This window comes from Acinetobacter sp. ATCC 27244, from assembly GCF_000156555.1.
GTDB lineage: Bacteria > Pseudomonadota > Gammaproteobacteria > Pseudomonadales > Moraxellaceae > Acinetobacter > Acinetobacter haemolyticus.
In genome coordinates this window covers 145857-159572 of record NZ_GG665950.1, presented here as the reverse complement: position 1 = coordinate 159572, position 13716 = coordinate 145857, and the positions used below count along the sequence as shown (strand labels likewise).

The 13716-nt window shown below is 39.2% G+C and carries 14 protein-coding genes and 1 pseudogene; 6 read left to right on the top strand and 9 right to left on the bottom strand.

Features of this window, described 5'->3' with window-relative positions:
- Positions 1-111: 111 nt before the first annotated feature.
- Entirely contained in the window at positions 112-1062 is a 951-nt protein-coding gene (gene ispH, locus HMPREF0023_RS02900) for a 4-hydroxy-3-methylbut-2-enyl diphosphate reductase (protein WP_017396547.1), read from the bottom strand.
- A gap of 102 nt (positions 1063-1164) precedes the next feature.
- Here ispH and gmk point away from each other — a divergent pair, with 102 nt between their 5' ends.
- From gmk to bfr, 6 genes are all read left to right on the top strand, one after another.
- Positions 1165-1782, top strand: a complete 618-nt coding sequence (gene gmk / locus HMPREF0023_RS02895; RefSeq protein ID WP_008941154.1) for a guanylate kinase — start codon at positions 1165-1167, stop codon at positions 1780-1782.
- Between the two features lie 343 nt (positions 1783-2125).
- Complete coding sequence (gene rpoZ, locus HMPREF0023_RS02890) at positions 2126-2404, top strand: DNA-directed RNA polymerase subunit omega (protein WP_004641282.1); 279 nt, start codon at positions 2126-2128, stop codon at positions 2402-2404.
- Between the two features lie 233 nt (positions 2405-2637).
- The gene (locus tag HMPREF0023_RS02885; protein ID WP_005088484.1) at positions 2638-4746 is read left to right on the top strand and encodes a RelA/SpoT family protein; all 2109 of its coding nucleotides are present in this window, start codon (positions 2638-2640) and stop codon (positions 4744-4746) included.
- Positions 4747-4846: 100 nt separating this feature from the next.
- On the top strand, positions 4847-5227 hold the full coding sequence (locus tag HMPREF0023_RS02880; protein WP_004641286.1) for a RidA family protein: 381 nt from the start codon (positions 4847-4849) through the stop codon (positions 5225-5227).
- A 246-nt stretch (positions 5228-5473) separates the two neighbouring features.
- Complete coding sequence (locus tag HMPREF0023_RS02875) at positions 5474-5668, top strand: bacterioferritin-associated ferredoxin (protein WP_004641287.1); 195 nt, start codon at positions 5474-5476, stop codon at positions 5666-5668.
- Positions 5669-5927: 259 nt separating this feature from the next.
- Complete coding sequence (gene bfr / locus HMPREF0023_RS02870) at positions 5928-6392, top strand: heteropolymeric bacterioferritin subunit Bfr (RefSeq protein WP_008941153.1); 465 nt, start codon at positions 5928-5930, stop codon at positions 6390-6392.
- Between the two features lie 49 nt (positions 6393-6441).
- Here bfr and HMPREF0023_RS02865 read toward each other — a convergent pair whose 3' ends face one another.
- The 8 genes and pseudogenes from HMPREF0023_RS02865 to HMPREF0023_RS02825 all read right to left on the bottom strand — a co-directional run bounded on the left by HMPREF0023_RS02865 (position 6442) and on the right by HMPREF0023_RS02825 (position 13711).
- Entirely contained in the window at positions 6442-8079 is a 1638-nt protein-coding gene (locus HMPREF0023_RS02865) for a PglL family O-oligosaccharyltransferase (RefSeq protein WP_008941152.1), read from the bottom strand.
- A 137-nt stretch (positions 8080-8216) separates the two neighbouring features.
- Positions 8217-8438, bottom strand: coding sequence for a pilin (locus HMPREF0023_RS02860; protein WP_008941151.1), 222 nt, complete (start codon positions 8436-8438; stop codon positions 8217-8219).
- Between the two features lie 71 nt (positions 8439-8509).
- A pseudogene (locus tag HMPREF0023_RS02855) lies at positions 8510-9674 on the bottom strand (IS3-like element ISAba22 family transposase).
- 391 nt (positions 9675-10065) lie between these two features.
- The gene (locus HMPREF0023_RS02845; protein ID WP_008941149.1) at positions 10066-11256 is read right to left on the bottom strand and encodes a Fic family protein; all 1191 of its coding nucleotides are present in this window, start codon (positions 11254-11256) and stop codon (positions 10066-10068) included.
- Positions 11257-11405: 149 nt separating this feature from the next.
- A complete protein-coding gene (vapC, locus tag HMPREF0023_RS02840; RefSeq protein ID WP_008941148.1) occupies positions 11406-11816 on the bottom strand; it encodes a type II toxin-antitoxin system tRNA(fMet)-specific endonuclease VapC in 411 nt (136 codons plus the stop codon).
- Positions 11817-12044, bottom strand: coding sequence for a type II toxin-antitoxin system VapB family antitoxin (gene vapB, locus HMPREF0023_RS02835; RefSeq protein ID WP_142028590.1), 228 nt, complete (start codon positions 12042-12044; stop codon positions 11817-11819).
- Between the two features lie 54 nt (positions 12045-12098).
- Positions 12099-12659: a TPM domain-containing protein gene (locus HMPREF0023_RS02830; RefSeq protein WP_008941146.1), complete on the bottom strand. Its 561-nt coding sequence runs from the start codon at positions 12657-12659 to the stop codon at positions 12099-12101.
- On the bottom strand, positions 12653-13711 hold the full coding sequence (locus tag HMPREF0023_RS02825) for a TPM domain-containing protein (protein WP_008941145.1): 1059 nt from the start codon (positions 13709-13711) through the stop codon (positions 12653-12655). The genes HMPREF0023_RS02830 and HMPREF0023_RS02825 overlap by 7 nt, the downstream gene beginning before the upstream one ends.
- Positions 13712-13716: the final 5 nt, after the last annotated feature.

The following is a 13716-nucleotide window of genomic DNA, read 5'->3' as shown; positions in this document are numbered from 1 at the left end:
GAGGCTATAATAGATTTTATTTTTACAGAACCAATACAAAGCAGATAAGAACCAAAAAAAAACAGATGGAATGCAATCCATCTGTTTCTAGTTCACATTTTTCTAGGAAAATTAGGCTTGTATCACCTGTATACGCAACTCTTTTGGCAAGCTAAAAGTGATATTTTCTTCAGTACCTTGTAACTCTTGGGGCGGTGTTGCTCCCCAATCTTGCAACCGTTGAATTACTTGTTTAATTAAAATCTCAGGTGCAGATGCGCCTGCCGTCACCCCTATTTTACTGTCCGATTTAAACCATTTTTGCTCAAGCTGATCTGCGTTGTCGACTAAATAAGCTGACTTTCCCATACGCTCAGCAAGTTCACGCAATCGATTTGAATTAGATGAATTTGGAGACCCTACCACTAACACGACGTCACATTGTTCTGCTAAATCGCGTACTGCATCTTGACGATTTTGTGTTGCATAACAAATATCATCCTTGCGCGGCCCTTGGATCTCAGGGAACTTACGTCGTAATGCATCAATCACTTTTGCTGTATCATCGATTGATAGAGTCGTTTGCGTCACAAAGGCAACTTTATCTGGGTGTTTCACCACCAAGTCATCAACATCTTGTTCATCTTCAACTAAATAAATCGCGCCGCCGCGAGACTTATCATATTGTCCCATCGTGCCTTCTACTTCAGGATGACCTTCATGACCGATTAAAATTGCTTCCGTTCCCTCACGCGCATATTTTGTCACTTCAATATGAACCTTGGTCACCAAAGGACAGGTTGCATCAAATACTTTTAATCCACGTCGTTCAGCCTCTTGTTGTACAGCTTTTGATACGCCATGTGCGCTAAAAATCACAATAGAGTCATCAGGCACCTGATCAAGCTCATCAACAAAAATCGCGCCACGCTGACGCAAATCATCTACCACAAATTTGTTGTGTACGACCTCATGTCGCACATAAATTGGCGGATTAAAACATTCGAGTGCTCGATTGACGATCGCTATAGCACGGTCAACACCAGCACAAAAACCTCGTGGATTGGCCAACACGATTTCCATAACATCCTCTCTCATCATCTGAATATTTCAATCAAACTATTTCGTTTAGCAGCTCGCTACACTACAATAGCCAAGATATTTTATCATATCAGGAAAAATATCATGTCGGGTCTATTGTTTGTCGTTTCTGCTGCCTCAGGAACAGGCAAAACATCTTTGGTAAAAGCCCTACTCGATCGCGTCAGCAACCTTCATGTTTCAGTATCGCATACGACTCGCAATCAACGCCCAGGTGAACTAGACGGCGTTCATTATCATTTTACCAATAAAGAATCCTTCTTGTCTCAAGTCAAGGAAGGCGGTTTTATCGAGTATGCAGAAGTCTTTGGTAACTATTACGGCACATCGCAAGCCAAGGTAAAAGAGCAACTTCAACAAGGTCATGATGTTTTACTTGAAATCGATTGGCAAGGTGCTGAACAGGTTCGTCGACTATTTCCAGAATCAAAACAAATATTTATCCTACCACCAACACAGTACGATCTAAGACAACGTCTTTCAAACCGTGGTACTGACTCAGTTGAAGTAATTGAACACCGCCTCAGTTGTGCTGTTGAAGATATGCGCCATTTCGCAAGCTTTGACTATGTGATTATCAATGATGACTTTAATAAAGCCGTACATGATTTAGAAGCAATTATCACTGCAAATCGTCTAGAAACATTGCAGCAAAGTAGCCGTCATCAACAGTTAATTGAAAACTTACTTAGGGTCTGTTGACACTTCACAGATGCTTGCGACAGCGAATGTTTTTTTAGGTGGTACAAGGCGCGCTTTTCGAAATTTAGTGATTCTAAATGAGGAAGGCACAACACAGTAACAACAAAAAACATTCCTGTCCCGTAGGGTTATGGCTAAAACTTCCTCAAACTTCGTTATAAAACTTGACAAGGGGATCGCCATTGCCTGCGTTTCATGCCTTGTTTGAGTCGTTTTAGCTAATAACGCAAGCATGGCTGAAATATCAACAAACCCTATTCTCAATCGCGAATGACTTGAGTCTTGGACAAAAGCCTTTTATACTATTTAGTCTTTCAGATGTATTGTTCAAACGAGACAACTTATGGCACGTGTAACCGTTGAAGATTGTTTAGACCATGTCGATAACCGCTTTGAGTTAGTACTGGTAGCGAGTAAACGTGCACGCCAAATAGCACGTCAAGGCATGGAACCTACTGTAGAATGGGACAATGACAAACCAACAGTTGTCGCTTTACGTGAGATTGCAGTGGGTCATGTCACCAAAGAAATTTTGAAACAACGCGACCAAGATTATCAAACTTCAAATCTAGATATGGTGTTATCTACAAATTCATTAAATTTAGAAGGCTTTTCTTTCTAAGTCGAATTTGCTATACATCGAAGCCCATTGTGAAGACACTGGGCTTTTTTGTTTGTTGATCTTATTGTGAAATTTTCTCCATATTGAGAAAAGCAATATACTTCATTGAAAAAACTTACGAGTTTTTATAATGAACAAATTGACAAGTTTAGCAATATGCTTTTCATTAGAAGATAAGCAAAGTATCAACAAAGATTATCCTTACTGAATCCAAGTTATTAAAGGTGTTTTCTATGCCAGGCGAAGAGGTCAGCCAAGCCAAGCAACAGCTAAAAGTAATTATTGATGCCTATCTGAAAGATAGTGACGTCCAGCGTGTGCTTGCTGCCTGTGATTTTGCCGACTTAGCGCATAGCGGTATTACCCGTAAAAGTGGTGAGCCATATGTCTTACACCCAATTGCCGTCAGCTGTATCTTGGCCCATATGCGTCTCGATGCAGATACGCTCATGGCAGCACTATTACATGATGTCATCGAAGATACTGATTTTAGCAAAGATGAAATTGGCGAAAAATTCGGACTGGTCGTTGCCGAGCTAGTCGATGGCGTAACCAAACTCAGCCATTCCAGCGATAAGGAATACAATAAAGCGGCCTCCTTCCGGAAAATTCTGCAAGCGACTTTACAAGACCCACGTGTCATTATTATTAAACTTGCCGATCGTTATCATAATATGACCACTCTAGGCGCACTTCGTCCAGACAAACGTGCACGAATCGCCCAAGAAACGCTAGATATTTTTGTACCAATGGCGCGTCTGGTTGGTATGAATGAAATGGCAGACAACTTAGAACATCTATGTTACCAAAATCTCGATTTGGATATGTTCAATGATGTACAAGCTGCTCTTTTAGAAACCAAGCCAAAACGTTGTGAATATCAGGCCATCTGGGAACAAAAATTATCAGACCTCTTAGAAAATCACAAAATTAAAGGTCGAATTAAAAAGAAAAATAATAATATCGAGTTGCTGCGCCATTTTGTAAAAAATGAAATTGATTTAAATGAACTTAGCCACAGTCATGCCTTCGAGATTATTCTGCAAAGCATCGCGGATTGTGATCGTCTTGTGACTGCATTAAAAGATAATTTCCAAGTCTTACAATACAAAGACTACATTCGTCGCCCGTTGCCAGGTGGCAATCAATCATTAATGATCAAATTAAAAGGGGAAAAAACCACCCTTTCTCTCACCATTCAAACTGAGCTTATGCGCAAAGCCGCTCGTTTTGGTGTCGTACTGGGTGAAAATGCGCCTCAAGCATGTCGATCTGCCATCCAAGCATCCATGCAAAACCTGAATACTTTAATCGATAGTGACTGTGCGAAAACCACTTTTAGCGATTTATTGGATTATTTACACCAAGAGAAAATTTGGGTGTATACCCCACACGGGCAATTGCATGAACTTCCTCAAGGCGCAACTGTTGTTGATTTTGCTTACTCAGCTAGTTTATTTCTAGGTAACCACGCTGTTGGTGCCAAAGTTGATGGAGAAATTCGTCCTCTCTCAACGCCATTGAATAGCGGTCAGGTGGTAGAAATCATTACTGATGTACTCGCTACACCTAATCCAGACTGGCTCAGCTTTATTAATACGCAAAAAGCGCGTCGGGCTTTGCAAAATATTTTAAGAGAGCAAGATCTTGATGAACAACGCCTTGTTGGACAACAAGCCTTGAATCGAGCATTGAAACTCTTTCACCGCTCTATTAACGACCTCTCGCAACAAGACTGGATTAATGTCTTAGAGTGGCGACATCTCACTGACAAAGACACCTTATTTGAACAGATTGCTGTTGGGGACTTATTACCTCAATTGGTTGCAAACCATCTCTTTGCTCAAGATCATCAACCTCATCCACAAGACAGTTCCGATCGTTTGATTGTTGGTACTGAAGGGGTTGATGTTAAATATGCACATTGCTGCAATCCTGTTTTGGGTGACCCAATTCAAGGACATTTATCTCGTCGCGGATTAATCGTCCACCGCGCACGATGCCGCAACCTCTTACATGAGCAACATTTACACCCAGAAAACATCATGCCTTTACATTGGCAATCTGAAGAAATCGAAGATGTTCGCTTTAGCGCCTATCTTTGTATTCACATGGCAATGAATGATGAACAAATCTCTGACTTGATTTATCAATGCCGTAAGGCCAAAACAGGGGTTGAAATGGTGCATTCACAAGAGCAAAAGACGTATGTGAATATCGTGGTCAATAATCGAAAACAATTAGCCCAAATTATTCGAGATTTGCGTATGCATCTTGGCTTCCCTCGAATTGAGCGTTTAAATATGCCTGTAGCACAGCCAGAAATGGCAAAAATAGGTTAAAACCAATCGCAACGACTACTCAGTATTCAATTGCTCCCATGCTAGATTTTTGTGTTAAAGTCGCTGTGCTTAAGATAGGAAAATGACATAGGAGAGCTTAATGTCACGTCAAGTTATTCATACTGAACACGCGCCTGCAGCGATTGGAACATATTCTCAAGCAATTCTTGTTGGCAATACGCTCTATCTTTCAGGTCAAATCGGCTTAGACCCATATAGTATGGAACTTGTAGACGGTATAGAAGCTCAAATTCGCCGCGTCTTCGATAACCTTAAAGCAGTATGTACCGCAGCGGGTGGCAGCTTAGCTGATATCGCTAAATTGAACATCTTCCTTACTGATTTATCTCACTTTCAACTTGTTAATCAAATCATGGGTGAATACTTTGCCCAACCTTATCCAGCACGCGCTGCACTCGGTGTTGCTAGCCTACCAAAGGGTGCATTGGTTGAAATGGATGGAATTGTGATTATTCCATAATATTTAACTCATACTTTTCAGTCAGATATATAATTATAAAAATAATCGGTCTTAAATATTTAGCTCTAAATGATGAATCAATCTTGCGCGGAAATCCGAGTTTAACTCGGATTTCCGCTCATGTTTAACTTTTTTATCCAAATTCCCAATAACCAAGACAAACCGTTTAGAATGAAATTCATTGACAAACGATAACAATTATCAATAATATCAATTATCGCATTTGTATTTGTGGATACAACTCCCATGTATGTTTGTTTATGTCGCGGAATCACCGATCAGGATATTAAAGATGCTGTTGCGAACGGCACCGAAAGCTATCGTGAAATCCGTGAACAACTCGGCTTAGGCACTTGCTGCGGACGTTGCGCTCCAGAAGCCAAAGCCATTATCAGTGAAGAACTTGCAGAAATTGCTGCACGGATTTCCGTGGCTGCATAATTTTGAATTAAATCCTTCGTGTTTACGACTCCACCGCTTTTTGTAGAACTTTAACCACTCTTCATCCAAGCGGTTTTTTTATGACAAATCACATCCCTATAAAAATTTAATCCTGCAAACAATAAGGCACGATACTCATTCATCATGATTGTGATTTTCATTTGCCGTTCTATAAATTACTCGCCAGATTCTTATTTGTTGATTAAGATAATATAAATTGCCGAAAAGGCATTTTGTTGGTGTTTATGGAGCAAGTGCAATGAAAGGCAATCGTGAAGTGATTAATCAGCTGAATCAGGTGCTTTATCACCATCTGACTGCAATCAATCAATATTTTTTACACTCTCGTATGTTTAATGATTGGGGTATTGAGCAACTCGGTAGCGCTGAATACAAAGAATCGATTCGCCAAATGAAACATGCAGACAAAATTATTGAACGTGTTTTATTTCTAGAAGGTCTACCTAACCTACAACATCTCGGAAAACTATACATCGGACAACATACTGAAGAAGTGTTGAATTGTGATATTCGCAAAGTCAAAGAAAATATCGTAACACTCAAACAAGCCGTTGAATTGTCTGAAGCTGAACAAGATTACGTGACCCGTGATCTGGTCCAAGAAATTTTAGAGAAAGAAGAAGAATATTGGGATTGGCTCGATACACAGCTCGATCTAATCGAAAATGTTGGCATCGAAAACTATATCCAAAGCCAAATTTAAAGTTTTAAAAAGCCCTCTCAGTTTAACTTGAAAGGGCTTTTTATTCACTTTAGCTTTTAGGCTGACCCACCACCTGCTCAAAAGTAAATTGCTTTCGATATAAACGATTCCACACCGCAATATATTGTTTCGCTTCAGTTTCCTTACCGTTATACGCTAATAATTGCGCATATTTCTTAAGATTATACGGTGTAGCACGATTTTTCACGATTTTAGCCAACTGCTGTAACTCAGCATCAGACATTTTGGTATTCGGTGACAATGCAATCCAATTTAAACGCCATTTAAATTGCGTCAATAAGAAAATTTCGGAACTCCCTAAAATACTAACGGTTGGTTGCTTATTTGCAAACACTAAACGGCTATTCTCTTGGTAAAGCTTATAATCTCGCCAAATGAGTAGCATGACCACAATGGCAATCACCCATACACAACGCACAATATTTTTATGAACTTCAATCCCTTTTAAATTCGGCGTTTGCGACTGAACTAACCCAAGTAAGAAACCCATAGGCAATAAAAAATAGGCATAGCGCTGAGGAAACTCTAACATGGCATGAATCAGGATCGCCGAAACCATGAGCATCGCCACAATTGAAACGGTTTCTTTGCTCTGTAGATTTAACCAAAATAGCCACAATCCCACATACCCGATAATTAACAACCCGAGTGGAATACCATTCCACACCAATACATCTAAAAGAATATTATGTGAGCTGTTAAACCAAACTTGTACTGTATTGAATTCCAGGCTTTCCACAACCGCAATACTGGTTTGATTCCAGCCATAACCCCACCAAGGTTGTTCAGCTATCGCATGTAGGATTTGCATCCACATACCTAAACGCTGATGTCCTTGACTCGCACGATCAACAATAGAGGCAGTCTTGGCAACTTCGGTAAGCTGCTCGGTTGCGATCCATTGCGCCAACAACGGCAAAAGATAAGCTGACATCAACACGAATGCTGCACACCAAAAAATCAGTTTAGGAAAATTCAGACGCGGGCTATTTCTATGTTGTTTATAGATCCAATAAATAAAAACAAAAATGAGTACCATCCACGATGTTCTAGACTGACTCAAACTAATCGCAAATAAAATTAAGAAACTCGATGGGATTAGTAACCATAAGGCTGCTTTTTGTTTTTCATACAGATAAAGCCCCCCAAACAATCCCACGATCAAAAAGGTCGCCATATTGTTTGGTTGCCCGAAATTGGCAAAAGGTCTATTGCCTCTCAATTGATTAACAAAGCTAAAATGCGATTCCAACTTTAACCATTGCAGAATTGCCATCAAACTCGTTAGCACTGCTGTTGCTAAAACGAGATAACTAAATCCTTGCATCAATTGTTCACGCCGATGAGATTGCTGTAGGGATAAATTAAATCCCAGCACGATCATCAACCAAAACGTAAATAAATAGAACGCACTTAATAATGCGATACTTAAATCACCAATTAAGCCGAAACCCCACTGAATAAGTGGAATTGACATAATCGGCAGCCTCCAAAGCTGTGCTTTTGGGATTTTTATATTTTGGTTTAATGCCAAAGTAAAAAGTGAAATTGCAGCTGCAAATCCAGCTAGATCACTGGAAAATGTCACCCATGGATAGGTATGGAATGGCGAAAGCCATGCAAAGCCAAGCAAAATGCTGGCGAGGATAAAACATAAAGCTTGCATAGGATGTAGAAAAATAAGGCTTCGCAGTAGTATATAACGAAGCCTTTTGTTGATCTCAATTTGGTAGGAAAAACTACAATTTTATGTGATGAACTTATAACAAATATAAATCACTTATCAATAAAAATGTATAAAGATTATTTACATGCATTTGGTCTAAATTTTGCATTTAAAGTACCTGGTGTACAAGTCCACGTCGCAGCACCATCAGTAGTTTCAAAAAAAATAGTTTGCCCTTGTGCAACACCCATTGTCATTGTCATTGTGATTTGACCAATAGGATAAGTTCCTGTAACAGTATCACTCATCTCAGAATATTTACCTATTAAAGTAACGTTTACCTCACTACTATTGGGCACAACATTTACTCCAACAAACTTAGTTGGCCTGATATACGCTGAATTATCAGGAGACTTTCCCTTGGGAGATTCTAGGCAGCCAACTTATAAAAGTCTTCGGCCATTTGATTTGGTGTCTTAAAACCCAAACCCTTTTGAATTCTTCGATGATTATAAAATAACTCAATGTATTTTATAATATCTGCTTTGGCTTCTTCTCTAGTTTGATAGTTGTAATGATGAACTAACTCATTTTTCAATATTCCCCAAAAGCTTTCAATCGGTGCATTATCGTAACAGTCTCCGCGCTTGCTCATTGAACCTTGAAAACCATATTGCTCAAGTATATTTCGATATTCATGGCTGCAATATTGACTTCCTCTGTCTGAATGCACAATCAGTTCTTTGGTTGGTTTTTGATTGTGAATAGCCATATTTAGCGCATTACAAACAAGCTGTGTTGTCATGCGCTCATTTAAGCTATAGCCAACCACTTGCTTCGTGTAAAGGTCTTTTACCGCTGCTAAATACAGCCATCCTTCAACAGTCCATATGTACGTAATATCACTTGACCATGCTTGATTTGGTCTAGTCATTGAGAATTGTTGCTCCAGCAGGTTTTCATAGATCGCTCGATTATGGTCACTATTCGTAGTCCTTTTAAAACGCTTGTGTCGCTTACAATACAGGTGGTTCAGCGCTTTTATCTGACGTACAGCGTACATACTCATTTTTATACCCTGAGCTTGTAAGTATTTGGTTAATCGAATATAACCATAGCTCTGCCTTGTCTCCTCATGGGCTATTTTCACCAATATCGTCTGTTGATTTCGTTGAATCGTTCTTTTGCTCACGCCTCTCTTGAGCCAATCATAAAAACATGAAACTGAAACATGAAGTAATCGAGCCATTAAGGTAATTGGAAAAGAATATCTTTTTTGTTTCATATAGGCGTACCTTACTGACTTTCTTTGGCAAAGTACGCTGCTGCCTTTTTTAAAAATTCACGTTCCATTTCAGCTATTTTGAGCTGTTGTTTGAGTTTTTATTTTCTTCGAGTAGAGCGTTTAGATCAGGTGAATACTGTTTTGTACCTGCTAAAGTTCCAGCCTTTGCTTTGGTATTCCAATTTGAAAGAGTTTGCATTGAAATGCTAAGTTGTCTAGCTGTTTCCGAGACATTGCCTTGATTGGCTTCAATTAATTTGATGGCTTCAGCTTTAAATTCTGTGGTGTAAGTCTTGTGTTTCTTGCTCATGGTAAACTCCTGATGAGTGTGTTTAGTTTACCAAGTTAAAACCTCCTGTTTTTTCAGCACACATCACTTTATTCAGCTACTTGTATTCAGCACGTTTTATGCCAGCTCCTAGCTTAGCCAATTTTAACTTAAAAAAACAGAGACTTAAAACAATATTAGTACTGAACAGAATTAATGCAATTTGGACGTTTTATGAAAAAATATGACAATTAACGTCATGTTTATCTCATTCTCTACGCTAAAAGTTCCTCCCATTTTTGATGATTTTCGAATTGTTTTAAAATTGAGCGAAATAAGTCACATAAAAATTAATTTTTATTTTTTGAAGATTTTTACCGTTCATCTGAAGATAGAATGCACTAGCCGATTGATAGCGTATCACATCTAAGGTTTAGTCCGCTAAAATAATGAACCCCTCTTGCTCATATAAAAAATTCAGTTCAATCAATCGAGCTATATCGCGATAAAAAGTACGTTCCGTTTTACCTGTATATAAAATTTGGATTTGAGGTATACGATACAAATCGGCTTGGGTTAAAAACTTTTTCGTCTGACCCGCTACAAGCATAATGGTTTGAATCAAATTAAATTGTCTATCCGAAATACGCTTGCTAAATTTGGCATCGTTCAAAGCAGTTTGATAAAGCAAAAAACTGATCAAGCCATTACTTTGATCATGTAAGTTGTTGATGGTTTCAAACATTCCTTTTAATACAAACTCAATAAAAGCTTGGTTAGGCAATGGCTCTTTTTTATCAGCAGACTTTCGACATATATTAAATAATGCAAAATACTCATGAATATTGATTTGATAATATGCCCAAATTGCTGATGAACTAAAACGATAACCTGACTGTTCAAGCACGAGCATTTCAATTAAACGACCTGTCCGACCATTGCCATCCCAAAATGGATGAATTAACTCAAAATAATAATGTGCCAAACATGCACGGACAATCACAGGTTGATTAATCACATTTGGACTATTGAGCCACTCTACCCACGCCTGTATCAGATACTCAATATCCTCAATACATTTCGGTGGACGATATGTCCCACCATGTGCACTATTGCCTACCACTGTCTTTTGGCTAGGTTGATTGTTTCTAAACTGCCCTGCTGGATTATGTTGTTCTTCTAAGTTTTGCGATACCAAGCTATGTAACTGAATAACAGATGTTAAAGATATGCTTTGTCCATCTAAAGGTTGTAATCTTTTCTGACTAAACTGCTTAATCCAACCTATTGCCTCTTTAAGATTAGTTAAGCGGCGCTCCTCAGTCTTTTGTATCATTTTAGGATCTAGTCTTAAAATGTCCTCAGTTTCTTGCTCAGTAAATTGCCCCCCCTCAATAGTGTTTGTACTATAAATACTACTTGCTAAAACCTTTTCCTGCACTTGATCTATGATTTGAGGCAAACTTGGCATCTTATTAAATCTATTTTGCGCATCATTCACACGATCTAGCATAGGTTTAATCTGTTGTAGATCAAACCCAAGTTGAAAAATAAAAGAGCCAGATTTATAAGTCATCACTCTTAAAGTCGCATCATCTAACCAAGTTTTACTTTGTTCAGGCATTTTGTCAAAAATTCTGTCAAATAAAATGTCAAAACATTATTATTTTAAATCATGAATTTAGTCAATTTTTAATTGTAAAAATGTCAAAACTTATGTCATTGATACTGTCAAGTTTTACTTAAAAAATAAGCGTGTTTTGATCTTCAGCTTCAACCGCTTTCTTTCAACCAGTTTTCTATCTGTAGTGCAGGCACACGCTCAAACTCTCTTGTATTATTGGTCACCAAAATCAATCCCCTACTTCTCGCATGAGCTGCGATATGTAGATCATTCTCGCCAATCGGTTGACCTTTTCTTTTTAGCTGAGCTTTAATATTTCCATATTGGATTGCAGCATCTACGCCATAATCCAAAATTTGCAATCGTGATAAAAAATCCTCTACAACTTTTAAATTCTTCTCGGGCATTTGGCTATTTTCCGCCCCAAAAATTAATTCCGCAACAGTGATACTACTGATACAAAGTTGTGTTGAAACAGCATTAAACCTTTCTTTAACCGCCAGTGGTCTTTGTTTTATTGTATAAATCACAATATTGGTATCAAGCATATATTTCAGCATTTAAAACGACTCTCTCTCTGCTGAAATTTGTTCGCCACGCTCAAAGTCATCTGAAAGTTGTAACTCAGGATCTTCGAAAAAACTATCCCAAACCTGTTCTACTGGGCTAATCACTCGCTCAACCCCCACCTGTCGCACAAAAACTTTTTGAGTTGTTTCAGAAAAACGATAAATACTCGGTAGTCTTACTGCTTGGGTACGATTATTCATAAATACGGTTGTAATCACAGCACACCTCCCTCTCGCTATATACAACAAGTATATAGCACAACCAATATCCTATCAATTCAAAATAATCGGCTCATTCGGCAACTCATTGATTTGCTCAGGGATCGGTTGATCATAATATTGCGCTAGCACTTCACCAATTTTTTCAACACCCACTAATACGCCCTGTTGGTACTGTTTATTTTTTAACTTTTCAATGATCAAAGCACAAATCTGTTGCCAAGTTTCCACATCCGTTGCATTTTTTAAGCCACGATCAATCACAATTTCAACTTTTCGCTCGCATAAATTTAGATACAACAACACCCCACTATTCAGTTCTGTATCCCAAACCCCAAGTTCAGCAAAAAGTTGCTGAGCACGCAGACGTGTATCTTGATAATAAGCCTGGGAACACGGAATATGCCCTTCAATCACGACTTGGATCTCCCCAACGTGTCCCTGCTCGGCTTGTTGTACACCTTTGGCAATCTCAACAAGGTCCTGTTGATTAAAATAACGATGTGTCGCAGAGATATACAAAAAGTGTTTAAACCAACGTTTTAAACTGGGTGTGACACGCTCATCCAACTTCGGTTGGGTAATAATCTGAGTTGTATCTGTTGTCGTTACCATGAGCCTGAAGCACCTCCTCCGCCAAAACTACCGCCACCGCCACGGTAGCCTCCACCACCAAAACCGCCGCTGCCACCACCGCGTCCTCCACCAGAGAGAAAAGCCTGAAAAATGAGTTGTGCCAAAGAGGTGATTAATAAAAAGAATACACCGATACCCAAAATTAAACTCATCACAACACCAGCGCCATTGACCAACCCTGCAACAGCAGCAGCTACACCAGCAGTCGACGCACTTAGACGCTTTCCAACCACAAATGATCCAATCACGCCAGCAACCAGAATAAACAGTGCCATCGACATGGTGTTCTCTTTGGCTTGTTGTTGCTGTAATGCTCGTTCATGGCGTTCTTTTAGTTCTTGTGCAGACTGTTGTGCAATTTCAGGATCAAGATTCACAATACGGGTAATTTCATCCAATCCAGCAGAGATACCTTGTGCGTACTGCCCTTGTTTAAATGCAGGGGTGATTTGATTGCGAATAATTCGACTCAGTACTACATCAGGTAACACGCCTTCTAAACCATAACCCGTGAGGATTTGAATGTTCCGATCATTAATCGCAATGGCGATGAGCAAGCCGTTGTCTCGTTTCGCTGAACCAAGCTGCCATTGCTCCCCTGCTCTCAATGCAAAATCAAAAATCGCCTCTTGCCCTGTGGTGGGCACAATAATCACACCAATCTGAGCCTTACCTTGTTGGTATAGATTCAGAATCTTTTGATCTAATTGCTGTATTTCAGCAGGGCTCAGAATCTTCGCCTGATCTATCACAGGTTGATTGAGTGTTGGCAGCCCTCGAATCGACTCTCCATCTGCCATATCATTGGCAACTTCGATTGATGTTTGAGTATTTTGATTGTTGGCGGTCGAGGTCGAAGGTTGGGCTCTTTGTTGCTCTTGAATAATTTTGCCTGCAATCAACACATCGCTTTGATCTGTTGCAGTTGCTTGCTCTGCCCATACCTTATGCTGAAAACAGATTGTAATCAAAAGAAGCATACAAACGACGACCAATCGCTGTTTGTATGTTTGCTTCAATGTTTTCAGCATAAAAT